The 21,925-nt window shown below is 68.6% G+C and carries 20 protein-coding genes, 1 tRNA gene and 2 pseudogenes; 19 read left to right on the top strand and 4 right to left on the bottom strand.

Annotated elements, in window-relative coordinates; genetic code table 11:
* Window positions 1-69 precede the first annotated feature (69 nt).
* From ACE3P6_RS12630 to galE, 5 genes and pseudogenes are all read left to right on the top strand, one after another.
* On the top strand, window positions 70-1,374 hold the full coding sequence (locus ACE3P6_RS12630; protein ID WP_374395522.1) for a UDP-glucose/GDP-mannose dehydrogenase family protein: 1,305 nt from the start codon (window positions 70-72) through the stop codon (window positions 1,372-1,374).
* 185 nt (window positions 1,375-1,559) lie between these two features.
* A pseudogene (locus ACE3P6_RS12625) lies at window positions 1,560-5,204 on the top strand (hypothetical protein); the annotation flags it as partial.
* 23 nt (window positions 5,205-5,227) lie between these two features.
* Window positions 5,228-5,614 (top strand): annotated as a pseudogene (locus ACE3P6_RS12620) (calcium-binding protein); the annotation flags it as partial.
* Window positions 5,615-5,620: 6 nt separating this feature from the next.
* Complete coding sequence (locus ACE3P6_RS12615; protein ID WP_374395519.1) at window positions 5,621-5,935, top strand: hypothetical protein; 315 nt, start codon at window positions 5,621-5,623, stop codon at window positions 5,933-5,935.
* A gap of 14 nt (window positions 5,936-5,949) precedes the next feature.
* Window positions 5,950-6,936, top strand: coding sequence for a UDP-glucose 4-epimerase GalE (gene galE / locus ACE3P6_RS12610; RefSeq protein ID WP_374395517.1), 987 nt, complete (start codon window positions 5,950-5,952; stop codon window positions 6,934-6,936).
* Here galE and ACE3P6_RS12605 read toward each other — a convergent pair whose 3' ends face one another.
* Genes ACE3P6_RS12605 through ACE3P6_RS12590 form a run of 4 tightly spaced genes read right to left on the bottom strand, consistent with a single transcriptional unit; the run spans window position 6,937 to window position 11,142 of the window.
* Complete coding sequence (locus tag ACE3P6_RS12605) at window positions 6,937-8,037, bottom strand: hypothetical protein (RefSeq protein WP_374395515.1); 1,101 nt, start codon at window positions 8,035-8,037, stop codon at window positions 6,937-6,939. It lies immediately after the preceding gene.
* Between the two features lie 53 nt (window positions 8,038-8,090).
* The gene (locus tag ACE3P6_RS12600; RefSeq protein WP_374395512.1) at window positions 8,091-9,266 is read right to left on the bottom strand and encodes an acetyl-CoA C-acyltransferase; all 1,176 of its coding nucleotides are present in this window, start codon (window positions 9,264-9,266) and stop codon (window positions 8,091-8,093) included.
* Window positions 9,263-10,390 (bottom strand): 3-hydroxyacyl-CoA dehydrogenase NAD-binding domain-containing protein, encoded by a 1,128-nt coding sequence (locus tag ACE3P6_RS12595; protein ID WP_374395509.1) that lies wholly within the window; start codon window positions 10,388-10,390, stop codon window positions 9,263-9,265. The genes ACE3P6_RS12600 and ACE3P6_RS12595 overlap by 4 nt, the downstream gene beginning before the upstream one ends.
* Window positions 10,387-11,142 carry an enoyl-CoA hydratase-related protein gene (locus tag ACE3P6_RS12590; protein WP_374395506.1) on the bottom strand — a complete coding sequence of 252 codons (756 nt, stop codon included), beginning with the start codon at window positions 11,140-11,142 and terminating at the stop codon, window positions 10,387-10,389. The genes ACE3P6_RS12595 and ACE3P6_RS12590 overlap by 4 nt, the downstream gene beginning before the upstream one ends.
* 110 nt (window positions 11,143-11,252) lie before the next feature.
* Here ACE3P6_RS12590 and ACE3P6_RS12585 point away from each other — a divergent pair, with 110 nt between their 5' ends.
* From ACE3P6_RS12585 to ACE3P6_RS12520, 14 genes are all read left to right on the top strand, one after another.
* On the top strand, window positions 11,253-13,538 hold the full coding sequence (locus ACE3P6_RS12585; RefSeq protein WP_374395504.1) for a bifunctional salicylyl-CoA 5-hydroxylase/oxidoreductase: 2,286 nt from the start codon (window positions 11,253-11,255) through the stop codon (window positions 13,536-13,538).
* Window positions 13,535-14,272, top strand: coding sequence for an SDR family NAD(P)-dependent oxidoreductase (locus ACE3P6_RS12580; RefSeq protein WP_374395501.1), 738 nt, complete (start codon window positions 13,535-13,537; stop codon window positions 14,270-14,272). The genes ACE3P6_RS12585 and ACE3P6_RS12580 overlap by 4 nt, the downstream gene beginning before the upstream one ends.
* Window positions 14,269-14,697, top strand: coding sequence for a MarR family winged helix-turn-helix transcriptional regulator (locus tag ACE3P6_RS12575; protein WP_374395498.1), 429 nt, complete (start codon window positions 14,269-14,271; stop codon window positions 14,695-14,697). The genes ACE3P6_RS12580 and ACE3P6_RS12575 overlap by 4 nt, the downstream gene beginning before the upstream one ends.
* The gene (locus ACE3P6_RS12570) at window positions 14,694-15,521 is read left to right on the top strand and encodes an enoyl-CoA hydratase family protein (RefSeq protein WP_374395495.1); all 828 of its coding nucleotides are present in this window, start codon (window positions 14,694-14,696) and stop codon (window positions 15,519-15,521) included. Before ACE3P6_RS12575 ends, ACE3P6_RS12570 begins: the two co-directional genes overlap by 4 nt.
* A gap of 53 nt (window positions 15,522-15,574) precedes the next feature.
* The gene (locus tag ACE3P6_RS12565; RefSeq protein ID WP_374395494.1) at window positions 15,575-16,711 is read left to right on the top strand and encodes an acyl-CoA dehydrogenase family protein; all 1,137 of its coding nucleotides are present in this window, start codon (window positions 15,575-15,577) and stop codon (window positions 16,709-16,711) included.
* A 15-nt stretch (window positions 16,712-16,726) separates the two neighbouring features.
* Entirely contained in the window at window positions 16,727-17,176 is a 450-nt protein-coding gene (locus ACE3P6_RS12560) for a cupin domain-containing protein (protein WP_374395492.1), read from the top strand.
* A gap of 1 nt (window position 17,177) precedes the next feature.
* The gene (locus ACE3P6_RS12555; protein ID WP_374395489.1) at window positions 17,178-17,591 is read left to right on the top strand and encodes an acyl-CoA thioesterase; all 414 of its coding nucleotides are present in this window, start codon (window positions 17,178-17,180) and stop codon (window positions 17,589-17,591) included.
* Window positions 17,584-17,982, top strand: coding sequence for a RidA family protein (locus ACE3P6_RS12550; RefSeq protein ID WP_374395486.1), 399 nt, complete (start codon window positions 17,584-17,586; stop codon window positions 17,980-17,982). Before ACE3P6_RS12555 ends, ACE3P6_RS12550 begins: the two co-directional genes overlap by 8 nt.
* A gap of 34 nt (window positions 17,983-18,016) precedes the next feature.
* On the top strand, window positions 18,017-19,630 hold the full coding sequence (locus ACE3P6_RS12545) for an AMP-binding protein (RefSeq protein ID WP_374395483.1): 1,614 nt from the start codon (window positions 18,017-18,019) through the stop codon (window positions 19,628-19,630).
* 96 nt (window positions 19,631-19,726) lie between these two features.
* Entirely contained in the window at window positions 19,727-19,945 is a 219-nt protein-coding gene (gene infA, locus ACE3P6_RS12540; RefSeq protein WP_135450909.1) for a translation initiation factor IF-1, read from the top strand.
* Between the two features lies 1 nt (window position 19,946).
* Window positions 19,947-20,522 carry a nucleoside triphosphate pyrophosphatase gene (locus ACE3P6_RS12535; protein ID WP_374395482.1) on the top strand — a complete coding sequence of 192 codons (576 nt, stop codon included), beginning with the start codon at window positions 19,947-19,949 and terminating at the stop codon, window positions 20,520-20,522.
* Window positions 20,519-21,556: a ribonuclease E/G gene (locus ACE3P6_RS12530; RefSeq protein WP_374395480.1), complete on the top strand. Its 1,038-nt coding sequence runs from the start codon at window positions 20,519-20,521 to the stop codon at window positions 21,554-21,556. The genes ACE3P6_RS12535 and ACE3P6_RS12530 overlap by 4 nt, the downstream gene beginning before the upstream one ends.
* Window positions 21,553-21,729, top strand: coding sequence for a DNA gyrase inhibitor YacG (locus ACE3P6_RS12525; protein WP_374395478.1), 177 nt, complete (start codon window positions 21,553-21,555; stop codon window positions 21,727-21,729). Before ACE3P6_RS12530 ends, ACE3P6_RS12525 begins: the two co-directional genes overlap by 4 nt.
* A 59-nt stretch (window positions 21,730-21,788) precedes the next feature.
* Window positions 21,789-21,864: transfer RNA gene (locus tag ACE3P6_RS12520), tRNA-Phe, on the top strand.
* The last annotated feature ends 61 nt before the right edge of the window (window positions 21,865-21,925 follow it).

Genomic DNA, 21,925 nt, shown 5'->3' with positions numbered 1-21,925 from the left:
CAGGGCAAGGTTTGACAGCCCGCCATGCCCTGCATAGACATGCCTTCGGCTTCACGGGAAGGCGGCACGATGCGCATAGCGATGATCGGAACGGGATATGTCGGGCTGGTCTCGGGGGCGTGCTTTTCCGACTTCGGGCATGACGTGGTCTGTGTCGACAAGGATGCCGCCAAGATCGAGCGGCTGACGCGCGGCGAGGTGCCGATCTTCGAGCCGGGACTGGAGGCGCTGATCGCCAAGAATGCCACGGCGGGGCGCCTGTCCTTCACGACCGATCTGGTCGCCGCGGTGGCCGGTGCCGAGGCGGTGTTCATCGCGGTCGGCACCCCCACCCGGCGCGGCGACGGTCACGCGGACCTGAGCTATGTGATGGCGGCGGCGGCTGAGATCGGGCGGGCGCTGACCGGCTATGCCGTCATCGTGACCAAGTCGACGGTCCCGCTGGGCACCAACCGCAAGGTGGCCGAGGCTTTGCGCGCCGCCAACCCGGCGGCGGAATTCGATGTCGCCTCGAACCCGGAGTTCCTGCGCGAAGGGGCGGCGATCGACGACTTCATGCATCCCGACCGGGTGGTGGTGGGGGTGGAGACGGCGCGGGCGCGCAAGGTGATGGCCGAGCTGTACCGCCCCCTGAGCCTGCGCGAATTCCCGATGGTCTACACCGGGCTGGAAAGCGCCGAGATGATCAAGTACGCAGCCAACGCCTTCCTTGCGACCAAGATCACCTTCATCAACGAGATCGCCGCCCTGTGCGAGAAGGTGGGGGCCGACGTGAAGACGGTCGCGCGCGGCATCGGCATGGACGGGCGCATCGGCGACAAGTTCCTGCATGCGGGACCCGGTTATGGCGGCAGCTGTTTCCCAAAGGATACCAAGGCTTTGGCGCGGATAGGGCAGGACCATGCGGTGCCGATGCAGATCGTCGAGACGGTGATCAAGGTCAATGACGAGGTGAAGCGCCGGATGATCGACAAGGTCGTCGACCTCTGCGGCGGGTCCCTGCGCGACAAGACCATCGCCGTGCTGGGCGTGACCTTCAAGCCGAACACCGACGACATGCGCGAGGCTCCGTCGCTGACGATCATTCCGGCGCTGGTGGGCGCGGGGGCGCGGGTGCGGATCAGCGACCCGCAGGGCCGGCATGAGGGCGAGGCGCTGCTGCCGGGGGTGAAGTGGATCGAGAATCCCTATCAGGCGGCGAACGATGCCGATCTGGTGGTGCTTCTGACCGAGTGGAACGAGTTCCGCGGCCTCGATCTGGCCAAGCTGGCGCGGAAGATGGCGGTGCCGCAGATGGCCGACCTGCGCAACGTCTATGACCCGGCCGAAGTGCGCGAGGCGGGCTTCACGGCTTACGTCGGCGTCGGGCGCTGAGGCCGGTCCACCGGTTTCCCTAGGCTTTGCGGAAAATCGCGGTCATTCGCCGCGATTGCGCCCTGATTGCGGCCTGAGCCCCCCCAGCGGCTTTGCCACTCTTGGCTTTGGGTAAACGGGTGTGACTGGGGCCGGAAGTGATCAGCTTTCAGGTGGTGGAGACGTTCACGGCGGCGCCGTTGAACATGGTGTCGGGTATTTCCGATCTTGAACTGGTGGAGCGCGATGGCAAGACCATGCTCTACACCGCGACGCGGGCCGGGGGCGGGGTGCTGGCGCTGGAGGTCGACGGGGCGATGGCGCTGGTCGACCAGGAGCTGATCGCGCCGGGGCTGGCCCTGCCTGCCGAAGCCGAGATCGAACGGGTGGTGATCAACGGCACGCCGCATCTGATTGTCACCGGGGCAAACCTGGCCGGAGTGCAGGCCTATGCGCTGGCGAATGACGGGGCGCTTGGGGCCTCGGTGCAGTTGCCGGGCAGCCTGTCCGGCGCGCTGGCGGCGCAAAGCGTGGTGCAGGTCGACGGGGCGACCTATTTCTACGCGGCCCGGGCGGGGGAAAGCACGATCCACACCTATGCCGTCGCAGCCAACGGCAGCATGACCCTGGTCGGGTCGCGGGTGCTGGACGGGCCGCATACCGGGGTCGACATCGCCGCGCTGACCCCGGTGACGGTGGGCGGAAGCCGCTTTCTGGTCAGCCTGTCGCTGGAGGCGGACGTGGTGCGCGCTTTTCCGGTGGCGGCGAATGGCACGCTGGGACCGCCGCAGATGATCGGCGCGCCGCAGGGGCTGGGGATCGCCGACCCTTCGGCGGTGAAGGTGGTCGAGATGGCGGGGGCGACCTATCTGCTGGTCGCCTCGGCGGGGTCGTCCTCGGTCAGCGTGATCGCGCTTGCGGCCGACGGGTCGATGCAGGTGGCCGACCATGTGATCGACACGCTGGACACAAGGTTCCAGGGCGTGCAGGCGCTGGCGACGGCGCAGATCGGCGACCGGGTCTTCGTGATCGCGGGCGGCGGTGACGACGGGTTGACGGTGATGGTGCTGACGCCCGAGGGACGGCTGCTGGCCTGCGGGCAGATGCTGCAGGTGCCGGGGCTTGCCCTGGACAACATCACCGCGATGACCGCGCATGTGACCGGCGGGAGGATCGAGCTGTTCGTCACCGGCGAGGGCACCGGGATCACCCGGTTGCAGATCGACCCCGGCACGCTGACGCCGATCCAGCAGGGCGGGCCCGACGCGGCCCTTCTGTGCGGAACCACCGGGGCCGACATGATCCTGGGCGGCGACGGGGACGAGCTGGTGCAGGGCGGTGCGGGGGCCGACATCCTGGGCGACGGCGCGGGCCGCGATATTCTGTTCGGGGGCGCGGATGACGATCTGTTCGTGCTGTCGGCGGATGGCAGCTACGACCGGATCGCCGACTTCCAGCTGGGGATCGACCGGATCGACCTGTCGGCCTGGGGTCCGATCCATTCGCTCGGCGCGCTGGAGATCACGGCGACCGCGACCGGCGCGCTGATCTCCTGGGGCGACGAGGTGCTGGAACTGGTCACGCCGAATGGATTGCCACTTTTGCCGGGCGGCTTTCGCGCGGAGGATTTCACCGGGCTCTGGCACGCGCTTCCCGCCCCGCCGGACCTGCCGAACACGATCTTCGGGACGAACCAGCCGGACCTTCTGACCGGGACCGAGACTGACGAGATGTTCATCGTCTCGGCCGGGGCAGACACGATCCTGGGCGGGGCCGGGTTCGACTGCATCGTCCTGTCGGGGGCCACCGCGGGGGTGCGCGTCAATCTGGACTCTCCCGGCCAGGGCACCAACATCGCCGCCGGGCAAAGCTATGTCTCGATCGAGGGGATCATCGGCTCGGGGTTTTCCGACCAGCTGACCGGCAATGCGGCAGACAACCGGATCGAAGGGCGGGACGGCAACGACAAGCTGTACGGGGCGGGCGGGGCGGACAGCCTTTTTGGCGGCAATGGCAACGATACGCTGTCCGGGGGCACGGGGGCCGATGTGCTGGACGGCGGCATCGGGCGGGACCGGGCCAGCTATCGCGATGCGGCCAGCGGGCTGGTGGCCGACCTCTCGCTTGCGGCGCGCAACACCGGCGACGCGGCAGGCGACAGCTATGTCGGCATCGAGGACCTGGAAGGGACGGCCCGCGCCGACACGCTGGGCGGCGACGCCCAGGCGAATGCGATCTACGGGCTGGACGGCAACGACCGGATCGAGGGACGGCAGGACAACGACAGCCTCTATGGCGGCGAGGGTGACGACACCCTGGCGGGTGGCGAGGGGGCTGATCGGCTGGACGGCGGCAACGGCTTCGACATCGCCAGCTATGAGGGGGCGACGACGGCGATCAGGATCGACCTGACGGCCGCCACCCTGGCCACGGGCGAGGCGGCGGGGGACCAGTTCATCTTGATCGAGGGCTTCGTGCTGGGGACACTGGCCGACAGTTTTGCGGGCACCGACCTGACGGATCGCGCCTGGGGCGGGGCGGGCAACGACACGCTGACCGGCCGAGGCGGGGCGGACTGGCTTTCGGGCGGGGCGGGCAATGACTGCCTCTACGGCGGGGACGGCGACGACACTCTGATGGGGGGCGCGGGCCTGGACCGGCTGGAGGGTGGCCTGGGGCTGGACCTCGCCTCCTACGCCGATGCGGCGGCCGGTCTGCGGGCCGAGTTGGCGACGCCGTCGCAGAACACAGGCGATGCGAAGGGCGACATCTATGTCGGGCTCGAGGGACTTGAGGGATCGGCCCATGCCGACACGCTGGGCGGCGATGCGGCGGCGAACCTGATCCTGGGGCTTGGCGGCAACGACCAGCTTTTCGGGCGAGCGGGAAATGACAGTCTGACGGGTGGGGATGGCGACGACACGCTTTCGGGCGGCGCGGGCGCGGACCGGTTGACCGGGGGCGCGGGGCTGGACCTGGCGTCCTATGCCGAGTCGCGGGCGCTGCGGGTCGACCTGGCGCAACCGGGCCTCTCGACCGGCGAGGCGCTGGGGGACCAGTTCGACGGGATCGAGGGGCTCATCGGCGGGACCGGCAACGACACGCTTCTGGGGGATGCGCAGGCGAACCTGCTGATCGGCGGCGGAGGCGCGGACCAGCTGGACGGGCGCAGCGGCGACGACACGCTTTCGGGCGGCGACGGGGCGGATACGCTGTGGGGCGGCGAGGGGGCCGACCGGCTTGAGGGCGGCGCGGGCAACGACCTGCTGGACGGCGGGGCAGGCGACGATCTGCTTCTGGGCGGCGACGGCAATGACCTGATCCTGGCGGGCGCAGGGGCCGACCTGATCGACGGCGGCGCGGGCTTCGACACAACAAGCTTCGCCGGCTGGCTGGAGGCCCTGGTCCTTGATCTTGCGCAGTCGGGGCAGAACGCGGGCGCGGCCGCTGGCGACGTGCTGATCGGCATCGAGGAGGTGATCGGGACCGGGTTGGGTGACCGGATCGCGGGCGACGGGCTCGCCAACAAGTTTCGCGGCGAGGGCGGGGCGGACTGGCTTGCGGGCCGGGCGGGCAATGACCTGCTGTTCGGCGGAGAGGGCGACGACACCCTGATGGGCGGCGCCGGGGCAGACCGGCTGGACGGCGGGCTTGGACGGGACCTCGTGTCCTATGCCGATGCGACCCAGGGGCTGAAGGTGGACATGACCACCGCGTCGCAGAACACCGGCGATGCCAAGGGCGATGTGCTGGTTGCCATCGAGGACCTGGAGGGTTCGGCCTATGCCGACACGCTGTCGGGCACCTCGGCGGCGAACCTGATCCTGGGTCTTGACGGCAACGACCAGCTTTCGGGCGGGCAGGAAATGACAGCCTGCTGGGCGGCGCGGGGGACGACACCCTTTCCGGCGGGGCGGGGGCGGACCGGCTGGACGGCGGCGAAGGACTTGACCTTGCCTCCTACGCGGAAGCGCGGGCGCTGCGCGTCGACCTGGCGCAGCCTGGCCTCTCGACCGGCGAGGCGCTGGGGGACCAGTTCGTCGGGATCGAGGGCCTGCTGGGGGGCACCGGCAACGATACGCTTCTGGGGGACGGGCAGGCGAACCTGCTGATCGGTGGCGGAGGGTCGGACCAGCTTGACGGGCGGGCGGGGAACGACACGCTGGCGGGCGGGCTTGGGGCGGACACGCTGGTCGGCGGCGAGGGGGATGACCTGCTGGATGGTGGCAGCGGCAACGACCGGCTGGATGGCGGCGCGGGAGACGACGTGCTGACCGGCGGCGACGGCAATGACCGGCTGGACGGCGGTGCCGGGAGCGACGTGCTGACCGGCGGGCTTGGCGTCGACAGTTTCGTCTTCAGCGGCGGGGCCGATCTGGTGACCGATTTTCGCGACCGGCAGGACAAGATCATCCTCGACCTGCATCTGTGGGAGGGACCCCCGCCGGCGGTGGCGAGCATCCTGTCTGCGGCGGTCGTGACATCGACGGGCCTGCACATTGACCTCGGCGGCGGGAACTCGCTGGACATTGCCGGGATTTTTGACGCAAACCTTCTGGCCGACGACATCCTGTTCCTGTGAAGAAGGCTGGGCCTATGGCAGATAAAGTGCTGGTGACGGGCGGGGCGGGCTATATCGGATCACATGCCTGCAAGGCCCTGGCGCGGGCCGGATTTCAGCCGGTGGTCTTCGACAACCTCTCGACCGGCTGGAAGGGCGCGGTGCAATGGGGGCCGCTGGTCCGGGGCGACCTGATGGATCGGGCCGCCATCGACGCGGCGCTGGCGGAACATCGCCCGGTGGCGGTGATGCATTTCGCGGCTTTGTCGCTGGTGGGCGAGTCGATGCAGGACCCGGGGCGCTATTGGCGGGTGAACGTGGGCGGCGCGCTGAATCTTCTGGAGGCCTGCGCGGCGGCGGAGGTGCGGAACTTCGTCTTCTCCTCGACCTGCGCGACCTATGGCGACCAGGACGGGGTGCTTCTGACCGAGGAAACGCCGCAGCGGCCGATCAATGCCTATGGCGGGTCGAAACTGGCGATTGAACAAATGCTGCAGGATTTCGGCAAATCGGCCGGAATCTCCCATGTGATCTTTCGATATTTCAACGTTGCGGGCGCGGACCCTGAGGGCGAGACGGGCGAGCAGCATGTGCCCGAGACGCATCTGATCCCGCTGATGCTGGATGCGGTGGCGGGCAAGCGTCCGGCGCTGACGGTGTTCGGGACCGACTATCCGACAAGGGACGGGACCTGCGTCCGGGATTATGTCCATGTCACCGACCTGGCCGATGCGCATGTGTTGGGGCTGCGTCGATTGCTGGACGGCAAGGGCAATGGCGTCTTCTGCCTGGGCACCGGGCGGGGCTTTTCGGTGCGCGAGGTGATCGAGGCGAGCCGGGCGGTCACCAACCGCGAGGTGCCGGTGGTGATCGGCGGACGGCGGGCCGGGGATGCGGCGGCGCTGGTGTCCTCCTCGACCCATGCGATCGAGGAACTGGGCTGGGAGCCGAGGCATTCGACCCTGCGGCAGATGATCGGCGATGCCTGGGCCTGGGCGCAGAAGCCGGGGTTTGACGCGTAGTCAGAGGTCCCAGTCGAGCGGTTTCTTCGCTGCGACCGGGTCAGCACCAAGCCCAAGCCAGGCGGCACGCAGCGGCAGCTTGCGTTCCGCGCCCCAGTCGCCGGTGACGGTCAGCTCGTCGCCCTCCAGCATCACCCCGGCGACGGACTGGCCGGTGGGCCAGCGGATCGCGCCAAGGATATGGCGCATCTCGACCGTGCCGAGGGGGGCGAGCGTCAGGAGCGCCGGTTGTCCGGCGGCGGTCAGGGGATCGGGGGTCTCTTGCGAGGAGAGGCCGAGGACCGGGAGTGCTGCGCCTTCCTCGATCCCGAGACAGCCGGTGTGGCGGCTGTTCCAGGGGGCATAGTCGCGCCCGCCGTTCGAGTGCCAGAGCATCGTCATCGGCAGGGCGCGGGCGTTGCGCAGGGTGAGGATGAGGTCGCCCTCGGCGGGGCGGACGACGGCGGTCCAGCCGAGGCGGGAAGCGGGGTCCTCGATCCCGGCGACGAAATCCTCATGCGCCGCGCCCCAGGGATAGCGGTGCAGGTTGACGGTGGTGCCGTCGGCGGCGGGGAATTCGGCGGCGTCCTCGGCGCGGCGGGGGTAGGCGAGGCAGGACCGGCCTCGGGTTGTCTCGGGCGGTTCGGGCAGGCTCTCCCACCAGCGCTTGCGGGAAAACGACAGCTTGGCGCCGTTCGGGACCGAGATCATCGCATGGTTGGCGGCGGGAAGTGCGCCGGTGCCGCCGATGAAGAGGTGGCGCTGGTAGACGAAGGGGTGGTCGTCAGCGAGCGACAGTTCCTTGACCACGGTCGCGCCCTGCACGGCACCTTCCAGCACGGCGCGGAGGGTGCCGGGGGCGGAGGGTGTGACGCGCCAGTCACCGTTCGCCGTCAGGCCGTGCAACCCGTCTGGGGAGGGGCCGAAGGGGACGGCGAGGAAGTCTCCCGCCAGCCAGCGCTGGTGCGGGGGTGCGTCGGCGGGAACCTCCTCGGGCGACCAGGGGGCGCGGTGCAGGGGGGCGATGGTCGCGCCCTCGTCGGTGACTTCGAACTGGTGCAGGACGCCGCCCTGCGGGGCGAAGGTCAGGCTGATGCCTCGGGCGGAAAGGGTGTGGGACATGGCGGCCTCCGGTTTCCGGGCAAGCTAGCCAAAGGGGCTGGTGGGGCGCAAGGTCAGGCGGGCAGAAGCTCCAGCGCGACGCCCTGGCCGACGCCGACGCAAAGCGTGACGAGGGCGGATTTGCCGCCGGTTTCGGCCAGGCGGCGGGCGGCGGTTCCGGCAAGGCGGGCGCCGGACATGCCAAGCGGGTGGCCCATCGCGATGGCGCCGCCGTGGGCGTTGAGGCGCGGGTCGTCGTCGGCCATGCCCCAGGCGCGGGTGCAGGCGAGGACCTGGGCGGCGAAGGCCTCGTTCAGCTCGATCACCTCGTGGTCTTGCGCTGCGCGACCGGTGCGGGCGGTCAGGCGGCGGGCGGCTTCGACCGGGCCGATGCCCATCACGCGCGGCTCTACCCCCCCCGAGGCAGCCGCCCCGATCCGGGCAAGGGGGGTGAGGTGGTGCTGGCGGACCGCTGCGGCGCTGGCGAGGATCACGGCCGCCGCCCCGTCGTTCACGCCCGATGCGTTGCCTGCGGTCACCGTGCCGGGCTTACGGAACGGGGCGGTGAGGGCGGCGAGTTTTTCGAGGCTGGTCGGGCGGGGGTGTTCGTCGGTGCTGACCACGGTGTCGCCCTTCCGGCCGGGGATGGTGACGGGCAGGATGTCCGGTGCGTGCCAGGTGGCGTCGTAGCGGGATTGCGAGAGGAGGGCGTAGCGGTCCTGATCCTCGCGGCTGATGGCATGGTCGGCGGCGAGGTTTTCGGCGGTTTCGGGCATCGCCTCGGTGCCCCAGAGCTGTGCCATCCGGGGGTGGACGAAGCGCCAGCCGATCGTGGTGTCGAAGATCTCCGGGGCGCGGGCGAAGGCGGTTTCGGACTTCGGCATGACGAAGGGCGCGCGGGACATGCTTTCGACGCCGCCTGCGATGATCACCTCGGCAGCGCCGTCGCGGATGGTTCGGGCGGCGGTGATGACGGCGTCGAGGCCCGAGGCGCAGAGGCGGTTGACCGTCAGGGCGGGGACTTTGGGGCCGAGGCGGGAGAGGAGCGTGGCCATGCGGGCGACGTTGCGGTTGTCCTCGCCCGCCTGGTTGGCGCAGCCGAAGATAACCTCGTCGACGGGGAGGTCGTGCAGGTCGAGAAGTCCGTCGATGACGCGGGTGGCAAGGTCGTCGGCGCGGATCGGGGAGAGCGCACCGGCGTAGCGGCCGATGGGGGTGCGGCGGTGGGCGCAGAGGAAGACTTCGGTCATTTCGCCTCCAGCATGGGTGCGGGGTCGTAGCGGGGTTTCAGCGGCTCGGGCGAAATGGCGCGGAGGCGGGCGAGTTCTGAGAGGACGGCTTGGCGGCCATGCCGGGCAAGCGCCTCGAACGGGCCGCGTGGGAAGTTGAGGCCGAGGCGCAGGGCGGTGTCGATGCCTTCAGGCGTGGTGCCGCCTTCGGCGAGGAGCCAGTGGGCCTCGTTGACGAGGGTCGCCTCGATGCGAAGGGCGATGACGTCGGCATCGGCGGGCGGGCTGGCGGGGGTGTCGGGGAAGACGAAACCCTTGCCGGTCTTGCGGCCAAGGTTGCCGCTGGCGACCTGGGCCTTCAGCGCGGGGAAGGGCAGGTAGCGGGGGTGGCTCCCCATCGCGGCATACATCCCCTCGGTCGCGGCGAAGTTGATGTCGGCGCCGATCAGGTCGATCAGGGCGAAGGGGCCAAGCTTGTAGCCTGCCGCGGTCATTGCGGCGTCGATCTCGCCGGCGCTGCGGCCTTCGGAGAGGAGGGCCAGCGCCTCGCCGTAGTAGGGGCGGGCACAGCGGTTGACGATGAAGCCGGGGCGGTCGGGGCAGAGGATGACGGTCTTGCCTGCGGCCTCGGTCCAGTGTTGTGCGCGGGTGATGGTGGCAGGGGTAGTGCCCGCATGGGGGGCGAGTTCCACCAGTTTCATTGCCGGAGGCGGGTTGAAGAAATGGAGCGCAAGGGTGCGGTCAGGGTGTTTCAGGCCTGCCGCGATGCCGTGGATCGGCAGCGAGGAGGTGTTGGTGGCAAGGATCGCATCGGGGGCGATCAATGGCTCCAGCGCGGCGAAGAGGGCCTGCTTGGCCGCCAGCTTCTCGACGATGGCCTCGATGATGAGGTGGCAGGGGGCCAGCGCGGTCAGGTCGGGAGCGACGGAAAGGCGGGCGAGGGTGGCGTCGCGGTCGGCTTCGGTCAGCTTCCCGGCGGTGACGCGGGAGTGCAGAGTCTGTGTCAGCCGGTCGCGGGCGCTGTCGCGGGCGGGTTGATGGGCGTCGGTGGCGATGACGGGGAAGCCCGCTTGGGCATAGACCTGCGCGATGCCGAGGCCCATCGTGCCAAGGCCGACAACGCCGATGGTGGGACGGTCGGTCATCGGCCGGTGAACCCCGGTTTGCGCTTTTCGCGGAAGGCGCGGATGCCTTCGGTCTTGTCGGCGGTGTCGAGCAGGGCCTCGAATGCGGCGCGTTCCTGATCCAGCGCCAGCGCGCCTTCGGCCCCGGCGACAAGGGCGGCCTTGGCGGCTTGCAGGGCGAGGGGCGCGCGCCCGGCCAGCTTTTCGACCAGCGGGCGGGCCACATCCTCCGCCGCGCCGTCCGAGAGCCAGCCCGCGATGCCCCAGTCATGGGCGGTGGCGGCGGGCAGGATCTCCCCGGTCAGGACCAGCCGCGTCGCCCGTGCCCGGCCCACCAGCGAGAGAAGCCGTTGTGCCCCGCCCGCGCCGGGGATCAGGCCGAGGTTCGTCTCGGGCAGGCCGACCTTCGCGGTGGCCCCCAGCACCAGACAGTCGGCCATCAGCGCCAGCTCGAACCCGCCGCCCAGGGCGAGACCGTCGACGGCGGCGACCAGCGGCTTCGGGAAGGCGCGGATGCGGGCCCAATGCGCCTTGCGGGGGTCGGTGGCCCCTTCGGCGGCAGTCTTGCCCTCGATCTCTGCGATGTCGGCCCCGGCGGCGAAGTTGCCCTCGGCTCCGGTGAGAAGCACCGCGCGGCAGGCGGGATCCCCCGCGAGTTCGGTCAGCACCCCGGCCAGCTGCGCCAGAAGCGCGGTGTTCAGCGCGTTCTTCGCCTGCGGCCGGTTCAGCACCAGCCGGGTCCAGGCGCCCTGCGGTTCGATGATCAGATCCATGCCTTGCATCCTGCATCACCACGCCAAAATTTCAAGCTGGAAATTTCAAGCTTGAAATTATTTTCCCGGGATGGCAGGCTTTGGTCAGTCAGGGACTCGGGGAGGGTCAGGTGAAGGTTCTTTGCCTTGGAGGTGGTCCGGCGGGCCTCTATTTCGCGATTTCAATGAAGCTGCGCGACCCGTCGCACCAGGTCACGGTGATGGAGCGGAACAAGGCGGACGACACGTTCGGCTGGGGGGTCGTGTTGTCGGACGACGCGATGGCGCGGATGAAGAAGAACGACCCGCAAAGCTATGACGCGATCAAGGCCAATTTCGCCTATTGGGACGACATCGCCGTGGTGCACCGGGGTGAGCGTCAGGTTTCGGGCGGGCACGGGTTCGCCGGGATCGGGCGGATGAAGATGCTGCTTCTTCTGCAGGAACGGGCGCGCCAGCTGGGGGTGGACCTGCAGTTCCAGACCGAGTTCAAGTCGGCCGAGGACTACCGCCGCGACTATGACGTGGTGGTGGCAACGGACGGGATCAACTCGCTGGTCCGCCGCGAATATGCCGACGTCTTCAAGCCGGACATCGACCAGCGGCTGGTCAAGTTCATCTGGCTGGGCACGCATCAGAAGTTCGACGACGCCTTCACCTTCATCTTCGAGGAGACCGAGTGGGGCTGGTTCTGGGCGCATGTCTACCAGTTCGACGCCGATACCGCGACCTTCATCGTCGACTGTATGCCCGAGACCTGGGACCGGGCGGGCTTTGCCGACATGTCGAAGGAGGAGACCGTCGCCACCTGCCAGCGCATCTTCGCGAAGCATCTGGGCGGGCACGACCTGATTTCGAACGCCAACCATCTGCGCGGCTCGGCGGTCTGGATGCAGTTCCCACGCGTGCTGTGCGAGCGCTGGTATAATGGCAATGTCGTGCTGATGGGCGATGCGGCGGCGACAGGGCATTACTCCATCGGCTCGGGGTCGCGGCTGGCCTTCGACAGCGCCATCGCGCTGGCGGATTACCTGCATTCGGAACCGACGATGGAAGCCGCCTTCCAGCGCTATCAGGAGGAGCGGCGGGTCGAGGTCTTGCGGCTGCAATCGGCGGCGCGCAACAGCCTGGAATGGTTCGAGCGGGTGGAACGCTACCTCGACATGGCGCCGATGCAGTTCGCCTATTCGCTCTTGACCCGCAGCCAGCGGATCAGTCACGAGAACCTGCGCCTGCGCGACCCGGAGTGGTTGCAGACCGCCGAGGACTGGTTCCAGCGCCAGGCCGGGGGGCAGGCGGGGCGGCAACCGATGTTCGCGCCGTTCCAGCTGCGCGGCATGCGGTTGGAGAACCGGGTCGTCGTCTCGCCGATGGCGCAATACAAGGCGGTGGATGGCTGCCCGACCGACTGGCATTTCTCGCATTACGCCGAACGGGCGAAGGGCGGCGCGGGGCTGGTCTATGTGGAGATGACCTGTGTCTCGCCCGAGGGCCGGATCACGCCGGGCTGTCCGGGGCTCTATGCGCCGGAGCATGAGGTGGCGTGGAAGCGGCTGGCCGATTTCGTTCATGCCGAGACGAAGGCGAAGCTGTGCTGCCAGATCGGGCATTCCGGGCGGAAGGGCAGCACGCAGCTGGGCTGGGAGGACGGCGATGCTCCTTTGGCGGAGGGCAACTGGCCGGTGATGAGCGCCAGTGCGGTGCCGTGGAGCAAGGGCAACGCCGTGCCCAAGGCGATGACACGGACGGACATGGATACGGTGGGCGACCAGTTCGTCGCCTCGACCCGGATGGCCGAGCGGGTCGGATTTGACATGATCGAACTTCACGCGGCGCATGGCTATCTGATTTCGTCCTTCATCAGCCCGAAATCGAACATCCGCACCGATGAGTATGGTGGTAGCCTGGAGAACCGCCTGCGCTGGCCCTTGGAGGTGTTCCGGGCGATGCGGGCAGCCTGGCCGGAGGACAAGCCGATGTCGGTCCGCATCTCGGCGAATGACTGGGTGGGCGACGAAGGCGTGACGCCGGAAGAGGCGGTGGAGATTGCCAAGGCTTTCTCGGCGGCAGGCGCCGACATCATCGACGTCAGCGCCGGGCAGACCTCGACCGATGCCAGGCCGGTCTATGGCCGGATGTTCCAGACCCCGTTCAGCGACCGCATCCGCAACGAGGCGGGGCTGGCGACGATGGCGGTCGGCAACATCACCGAGGCGGACCAGGTGAACGGCATCCTGCTGGCAGGGCGCGCCGATCTGGTGGCGCTGGCCCGGCCGCATCTGGCCGACCCCTATTGGACGCTGCATGCAGCGGTGAAGGCGGGGGACGAGAGCGTCTTCTGGCCGAACCCCTACCTGAATGGCCGCGACCAGGCGCTACGGCTGCAGGCGCGGGCACAGGAGGTGATCCGGGTATGACACTGCAGGGCAAGCGCGTGCTGATCACGGGGGGCGGTTCCGGTGCCGGAGCCGACCTTGCGCGCGGCTTTGCCGAAGCGGGGGCGGAGGTGGTAATCTCTGGTCGTCGGGCGGAGGCGTTGAAGGCGGTGGCAGAACCGCTGGGCGCGCGCTGGGTGCAGGGGGATGTGACCGACGAGGGCTCGGTCGCGGCGATGTTCCGGGAGGCCGGGCCTTGCGACATCGTCATCGCCAATGCGGGGGCGGCGGACAGCGCGGTGATGGCGAAGACGACGCTGGCGCAGTGGAACGCGATGCTTGCGGTGAACCTGACGGGCGTGTTCCTGACCTTCCGCGAGGCACTCGGCCAGTTCCGGGGCGAGGGGCGGCTGATCGCGGTGGCCTCGACCGCGGGGCTGAAGGGCTATGCCAAGGTCGCGCCCTATGCGGCGGCGAAGCATGGGGTCATCGGGTTGGTGCGGTCGCTGGCGCTGGAGGTGGCGCGGAAGGGGATCACGGTGAACGCGATCTGTCCGGGGTTCCTCGACACGCCGATGACCGAGCATTCGGTGCAGGTGATTGCGGAGAAGACCGGGAAAAGCCTGGCCGAGGCGCGGGCGGCGCTGGAGGGGCTCAGCCCGCAGGGGCGGCTTTACCAGCCCTCGGAAGTGACGGCGGCGGCGCTGTATCTGGCGTCGGAGGCGGCATCGGGGGTGAACGGGGCCTGCCTGACGATCTCGGGGGGCGAGGTGTGAGCGAGGGGTCGAAGCGGCGGTTGAAGATGTGGATCCGGCTTCTGGGCGTGACCCGGGGGGCGGAAAACGGGCTGCGCGAATATCTGCGGGTGAAGCACGACACCACGCTGCCGCGCTTCGACGTGATGGCGGCGCTGTATCGTCGGCGCGAGGGTGTGACGATGAGCGAACTTTCCCGGATGCTGCTGGTGTCGAACGGCAATGCGACGGCGGTGGTCGACCGGCTGGAAGGCGAGGGGCTGGTGCGGCGCACCCCCTCCGAGGTGGATCGCCGGACGGTGCATGTCGCACTGACGGCAGAGGGGACGGCGGCTTTCGAGACGATGGCCGAGGGGCATGAGGCCGAGGTCGCGCGGCTGTTCGCAGGCCTGAGCGAGGATGACCTCGACCAGTTGACCACGATCCTGAAGAGGATGGGACGATGAGCTTTCAGGCGGGAACCAGGATGGCAGGGCTGAAGCCGCAGCATTTCCTGTGGGAGGTGAAGGACCGCATCGCCGTGGTCCGGCTGAACCGGCCCGACCGCAAGAACCCGCTGACCTTCGACAGCTATGCCGAGTTGCGCGATACCTTCCGCGCGCTGGTCTATGCGACGGATGTGGACGTGGTGGTTTTTGCGTCCAATGGCGGGAACTTCTGCTCGGGGGGCGATGTGCATGATATCATCGGCCCGCTGATCGGTCTGCCGATGAAGGAGTTGCTGGCCTTCACCCGGATGACCGGCGATCTGGTCAAGGCGATGATTTCCTGTGGCAAACCGATCATCGCAGCGGTGGACGGTGTGGCGGTGGGGGCGGGGGCGATCATCGCGATGGCCTCGGACCTGCGGCTGGCGACGCCCGCGGCGAAATGCGCGTTTCTGTTCACCCGGGTGGGCCTCGCAGGCTGCGACATGGGGGCCTGCGCAATGCTGCCGCGGATCATTGGGCAGGGGCGGGCGGCGGAGCTTCTGTATACGGGCCGGGTGATGGGCGCCGAGGAGGGCGAACGCTGGGGTTTCTGGAACGCGCTGCACGGGGCCGAGGTGCTGGAGGCGGAGGCGATGGCCCTGGCCCGGCGGTTGGTTTCCGGGCCGGTCTTTGCGCATGGGATCACCAAGACGCAGTTGAACCAGGAATGGAACATGGGGCTGGAGCAGGCGATCGAGGCCGAGGCTCAGGCGCAGGCGATCTGCATGCAGACGAAGGACTTCGAGCGGGCCTACCGGGCCTTTGTGGCGAAGGAGAAGCCGGTGTTTCAGGGGGATTGAGGGTGGACCGGGGGCCTGCCCCCGGACCCCCGGGATATTTGGACAAAGATGAAATGAGCGACACGAGTTTCCTTGACTGGCCGTTCTTCGAGCCCCGCCACCGTGAGCTGGCGGCGGCGCTGGAGGCGTGGTGCGCGGCGCATCTGCCGGTGTCGCATGGCGATGTGGACTCGGCTTGCAAGGGGCTGGTCGCGGCGCTGGGGACTGGCGGGTGGCTGAAGCTCTCCGGTGCGGGGGAGGGGGAGCGGCTGGACGTGCGCTCGCTGAGCCTGATCCGCGAGACGCTGGCGCGGCATGACGGGTTGGCGGATTTCGCCTTTGCGATGCAGGGGCTGGGGATGGGGGCGGTCAGCCTGTTCGGCACACCGGCGCAGCGGGAGTGGCTGGGGAAGACCCGCGAAGGCCGGGCGATTTCCGGCTTTGCGCTGACCGAGCCGGGGTCGGGCTCGGACGTCGCGGCGACGGCAACCGTGGCCGAGCGGGTGCCGGGCGGCTGGCGGCTGTCCGGCGAGAAGACCTATATCTCGAACGGCGGGATCGCGGATGTCTATGTGATCTTCGCCCGGACGGGGGAGGCGTCGGGGGCGAAAGGGCTGTCGGCCTTCCTGCTGCCTGCGTCGGCCACGGGGCTGGAGGTGGTCAGCCGGATCGAGGTGATGGCGCCGCATCCGCTGGCGCATCTGCGGCTGACCGATGTGGAACTGCCGGATGAGGCGCTGATCGGCAAGCCGGGCGAGGGGTTCAAGATCGCCATGTCGGTGCTGGACGTGTTCCGCTCGACCGTCGGGGCGGCGGCCTTGGGCTTCGCGCGGCGTGCGCTGGACGAAGCGCTGCAGCGGACGCAATCGCGGCGCATCCAGGGGCAGGCGCTGTCGGAGTTGCAGCTGGTGCAGGGCCATCTGGCCGACATGGCGCTGGAGATCGACGCCTCGGCCTTGCTGGTCTACCGGGCGGCGTGGGTGAAGGACATGGGCGCGGCGCGGGTCAGCCGCGAGGCCGCGATGGCGAAGCTTTTCTCCACCGAAGCGGCGAGCCGTGTGATCGACATGGCGGTCCAGCTGCATGGTGGCGACGGGGTGCGGCAGGGCTTTGCGGTCGAAAGCCTCTACCGCGAAATCCGCGCGCTGCGGATCTACGAGGGGGCAAGTGACGTGCAGCGCATCGTCATCGCGCGGAGCCTGCTGGGATAACCAAGGGAGGGACAGATGGCAGACTTGAAAGGCGGGATCACCCGCAACGGCGCGGCCTATCACGGGCGGATGCTGAACATCCTGGGGCAGCGGTATTTCCCCAAGGCCTCCTGCGACGCCACCTTCAGCTTCGAGACGAACAGCGAGCCGGGGCAGTTCGTGCCGGTCCATGTCCACCCGCATCAGGACGAATTCATCCTGGTGCAGGAGGGCGAGTTGCACCTGAAGCTGGACGGGGTCTGGTCGGTGGCGAAGGCGGGCGACCTGGTGCGGATGCCGAAGGGCGTACCGCATGGCTATTTCAACAAGTCCGACAAGCCGGCGCGCGCGCTGTTTTGGGTTTCGCCCGCGGGCAGGCTGGAGGCTTTGTTCGAGACGCTGCATGACATGACCGACATCCCGGCCATCGTCGAGGCTTCGGCCCGGCATGACGTGGATTTCCTGCCGCCCGAGGCCAACGACTGAGATGTACGAGCGCCTGATCCAGATCGAGTTCAACCATTGCGACCCGGCGGGGATCGTCTTCTATCCGCGCTATTTCGAGATGGTGAACTCGGTCATCGAGAACTTCTTCGCCGATGTGGTCGGGCGGTCCTTCGCCGCGATGCACAACGACGGCGGCAGGAACGGTGTGCCCACCGTGGCGATCGAGGCGGTGTTCCAGCGCCCCTCGCGCCTGGGCGAGAAGGTGCGCTTTACGCTGAAGGTGGAGCGGGTCGGGGGCTCGTCGGTGAAGCTGTGGGTCGAGGGGCAGGGGCCGGATGGCCTGCGGCTGCGGGTGGGCATGACGCTGGCCTGGATCGACGGGATGAAGGCGGCACCCTGGCCGGCGGAGATGCGGGCGGCGCTGGTGAGCTACAAGGAGACGCAGGATGCATGAGGTCCTTCACCCGAAGCACTGGAAAGCGGCGCGGGGCTACGCCAACGGCATCGCGGCGGAGGGCCGGATGGTCTTCACCGGCGGGATCATCGGCTGGAACGCGGATCAGGAATTCGAGACGGACGACTTCGTGGGCCAGGTCGAGCAGGCGCTGCGGTCGATCGTCGAGATCCTGGCCGAGGCGGGGGCCGGGCCGGAGCATCTGGTGCGGCTGACCTGGTATGTCACCGACAAGCGCGAATACCTGGGCAGCCTGAAAGAGCTGGGTGCGGTCTACAAGGCGGTCATCGGGCGGACCTATCCAGCGATGGCGCTGGTGCAGGTGGTGGCGCTGGTCGAGGACCGGGCGAAAGTGGAAATCGAGGCGACCGCCGTCATTCCCGGCAAATAGGGACGCGGACGCAGGGTTTGGGAGGACCCGGGACATGCTTGGACCGACAGGACATAGCGACAGCTTCACCCGTGACCGCCTGCCCGCGTCGGAGGACTGGCCGGAGATCAGGCTTCAGGGCTTCGACTATCCCGACTGGCTGAATGCCGGGGTCGAACTGACCGATGCGATGGTGGCCAAGGGCTTCGGCGACAACACCGCGCTGATCGGCAACGGACGCAGCCGCACCTACAAGGAGTTGACCGACTGGTCGAACCGCATCGCGCATGCGCTGGTCGAGGATTACGGGGTCAAGCCGGGGAACCGGGTGCTGATCCGGTCGGCGAACAACCCGGCGATGGTGGCCTGCTGGCTGGCGGCGACCAAGGCGGGGGCAGTGGTGGTCAATACCATGCCGATGCTGCGGGCGGGGGAGCTGGGCCAGATCGTCGACAAGGCCGAGATCAGCCATGCGCTGTGCGATACCCGCCTGATGGAGGAGCTGGTCGCCTGCGCCAAGGTCTCGAAACACCTGCGGACGGTGGTGGGCTTCGACGGGACGGCCAACCATGATGCCGAGCTGGACCGGGTGGCGCTGTCGAAATCGGTGAAGTTCCAGGCGGTGCAGACGGGCCGGGACGACGTGGCCTTGTTGGGCTTCACCTCTGGCACCACGGGCGAGCCGAAGGCCACGATGCATTTCCACCGCGACCTGATGATCATCGCCGACGGCTATGCCAAGGAAGTGCTGGGCGTCACGCCCGAGGACGTGTTCATCGGCTCGCCGCCGCTGGCCTTCACCTTCGGTCTGGGGGGCCTTGCGGTGTTCCCGCTGCGTTTCGGGGCGGCGGCGGCGCTGCTGGAACAGGCAAGCCCGCCGAACATGATCGAGATCATCCAGAAGCACCGCGCGACGGTCTGCTTCACGGCGCCCACCGCCTACCGGGTGATGCTGAAGGCGATGGCCGAAGGCGCGGACCTGTCCTCGCTGCGCGCAGCGGTCAGTGCGGGGGAAACCCTGCCCGGCCCGGTCTACGAGGACTGGATGGCCAAGACCGGCAAGCCAATGCTGGACGGGATCGGCTCGACCGAGATGCTGCATATCTTCATCACCAACCGCTTCGATGACCACCGCCCCGCCTGCACCGGGCGGCCCGTCAGGGGCTATGAGGCGAAGATCGTCGGCGAGGACATGCAGGACCTTCCCCGCGGGGAAACCGGTCGGCTGGCAGTGCGCGGACCGACCGGCTGCCGCTATCTCTCGGACAAGCGGCAGAAGAACTATGTCAGGGGCGGCTGGAACCTGACCGGCGACAGCTTCTGGCAGGACGAGGAGGGCCGCTTCCACTTTGCCGCCCGCTCGGACGACATGATCATCTCGGCGGGCTACAACATCGCGGGGCCGGAGGTGGAGGCGGCGCTGCTGTCGCACCCCGCCGTACTGGAATGCGCGGTGATCGGCAGCCCGGACGAGGAGCGCGGCCAGGTGGTCGAGGCGCATGTCGTGCTGGCGCCGGGGCATACGCCGGACGGGCTCTTGGTCAAGATCCTGCAGGACCACGTCAAGCGCACCATCGCCCCCTACAAATATCCCCGCCGGGTGATCTTTACCGATGCGCTGCCGAAGACGCAGACCGGCAAGATCCAGCGCTTCCGCCTTCGCCCCTGATGCAATCCAGAATCTGCTTGTAAACCGCCCCTTTCGGGTTCATATCGCCCGCGGACGCCTGCGGCCAACCGCAGGTCCATCTGCAATGGAGAAAGCATGGCCAAGGAAGACATTCTCGAATTCCCCGGTGTCGTGAAGGAACTCCTGCCGAACGCGACATTCAGGGTCGAACTCGAGAACGGCCATGAGTTGATCGCGACGATGGCAGGCAAGATGCGCAAGAACCGCATCCGGGTTCTGGCCGGCGACAAGGTGCAGGTCGAGATGACCCCCTACGACCTGTCGAAGGGCCGCATCAACTATCGCTTCAAGTAAGTTGCGGTTCATCCTGGGATCGGGCAGCCCGCGCCGCAAGGAATTGCTGGCGCAGCTGGGGATCGTGCCCGACCTGATCCTGCCTCCCGACATCGACGAGGACCCCCGGAAGGGAGAGCTTCCTCGCCCCTATTGCCTGCGGCTGGCCGGGGAGAAGGTCCGCGCCGTCCCGGCGGGGCCGGAGGATGTGGTCCTCTGCGCCGACACGACCGTCGCGCTTGGCCGCCGCATCCTCGGCAAGCCCGCTGATGCGGGTGAGGCGGCGGCGTTCCTGACCGCGCTCGGCGGGCGGCGGCATCAGGTGATCACCGCCATCGCCGTGCGGCGGGGCGACCGGGTTCTCGTGCGGGAAAGCCTCAGCACGGTGAAGATGAAGCGGCTGTCCGACGCCGAGCTGAACGCCTATCTCGCCAGCGGCGACTGGCAGGGCAAGGCGGGCGGCTATGGAATACAGGGGCTGGCGGGGGCCTTCATCCCGTGGATTTCCGGGTCCTTCACCGGCATCATGGGCCTGCCGGTCGCCGAGACGGCTGCGCTTCTCACCGCAATCGGCTACCCGGTCTGGAGGCAGGAATGAAGGGCCGCGTTCTGGTTCTGGACGAGATCGACGGCCGCCAGGCCGCCGCGCTGATGCTGGACGGGCGGCTGGAGGAACTGGCCATCGACCCCGAAGGCGACGTGGCGATCCCCGGCGCGATCTACCGCGCCGTGGCCGACCGGCCGGTGAAGGGGCAGGGCGGCATCTTCGTCAAGCTTCCCGGCGGGTCGGGCTTCCTGCGGCAGATTTCCGGCGTCGCCCCCGGCCAGCGCCTGCTGGTGCAGGTGACCGGCCCGGCCGAGCCCGGCAAGGCCATCCCCGTCAGCACCCGCCTTCTCTTCAAGTCGCGCTTCGCCATCGTCACGCCGGATGCCCCCGGCCTGAACATCTCGCGCAAGATCAAGGACGAGGAGCGCCGGGCGGACCTGTCGGCGATGGCAGAGGCCGGGATGGCGGGCGCCGACGACCGGCTGGGCCTGATCCTGCGCTCTGGTTGCCTCGAGGCTGAGGACCAGGCCATCGCCGAGGACATCGCTGCAATGCGCGGCCTCGCCGAGGCGGTGCTGGCCGACCTCAGCGGCCCGCCGGAATTGCTGGTCGACGGCGCCTCCGCCCATGACCTCGCCTTCCGCGACTGGCTCGACCCTGCGGTGGACGAAGCCGACACCGAGCCGGACAGCTTCGAACGCCAGGGCGTGACCGAGGCGCTGGAGACCCTGCGCACGCCTCGCGTGGGGCTGGAGGGGGGCGGGCACATGATGCTCGAACCAACGCGCGCGCTGGTTGCGGTCGATGTGAACACCGGCCCGGACACCTCGCCCGCCGCCGCCCTGAAGGCCAACGTCGCCGCCGCCCGCGACCTGCCGCGCCAGTTGCGGCTGCGGGGATTGGGGGGGCAGGTGGTGGTGGATTTCGCGCCGATGCCGAAGCGGGATCGCCACATCCTCGACCAGGTGATGAAGTCCGCCTTCAAGGCCGAGGGCGAGACCAACCTTGCCGGCTGGACCACGCTTGGTCTCTACGAGCTGACCCGCAAGCGCGACCGCCTGCCGCTCTCGGACCTGCTGCGATGAGCTGCCCGATCTGCGGCAAGCCCGCCGCCCGCGACTACCGCCCGTTCTGCTCGCGCCGCTGCGCCGACGTCGACCTTGGCCGCTGGCTGACCGAGGGCTATCGCGTCCCCGCCGATGGCGAGGACGAGCCCGAAGACGTCACCCCCGACGACACCCCGCCGAAGCCGCACTAGGGGCGTTTTCCCTCTGGACAGCCCCCCCGCCCTTGGGTATCACCCGCGCACCAAACGGTGCCCAGATAGCTCAGTTGGTAGAGCAGCGGATTGAAAATCCGCGTGTCGCTGGTTCGATTCCGGCTCTGGGCACCACTTAAATCCCTGAAATCGCTAGGTTTTGTTTTCATTCCGATTTCTCTTTCGGTTCGGGTTT

This window comes from Tabrizicola sp. (assembly GCF_041911175.1).
Classification (GTDB): Bacteria; Pseudomonadota; Alphaproteobacteria; order Rhodobacterales; family Rhodobacteraceae; genus Tabrizicola.
Note: the sequence above shows the minus strand (reverse complement) of the source record. Positions and strands in the feature narration are given on the sequence as shown.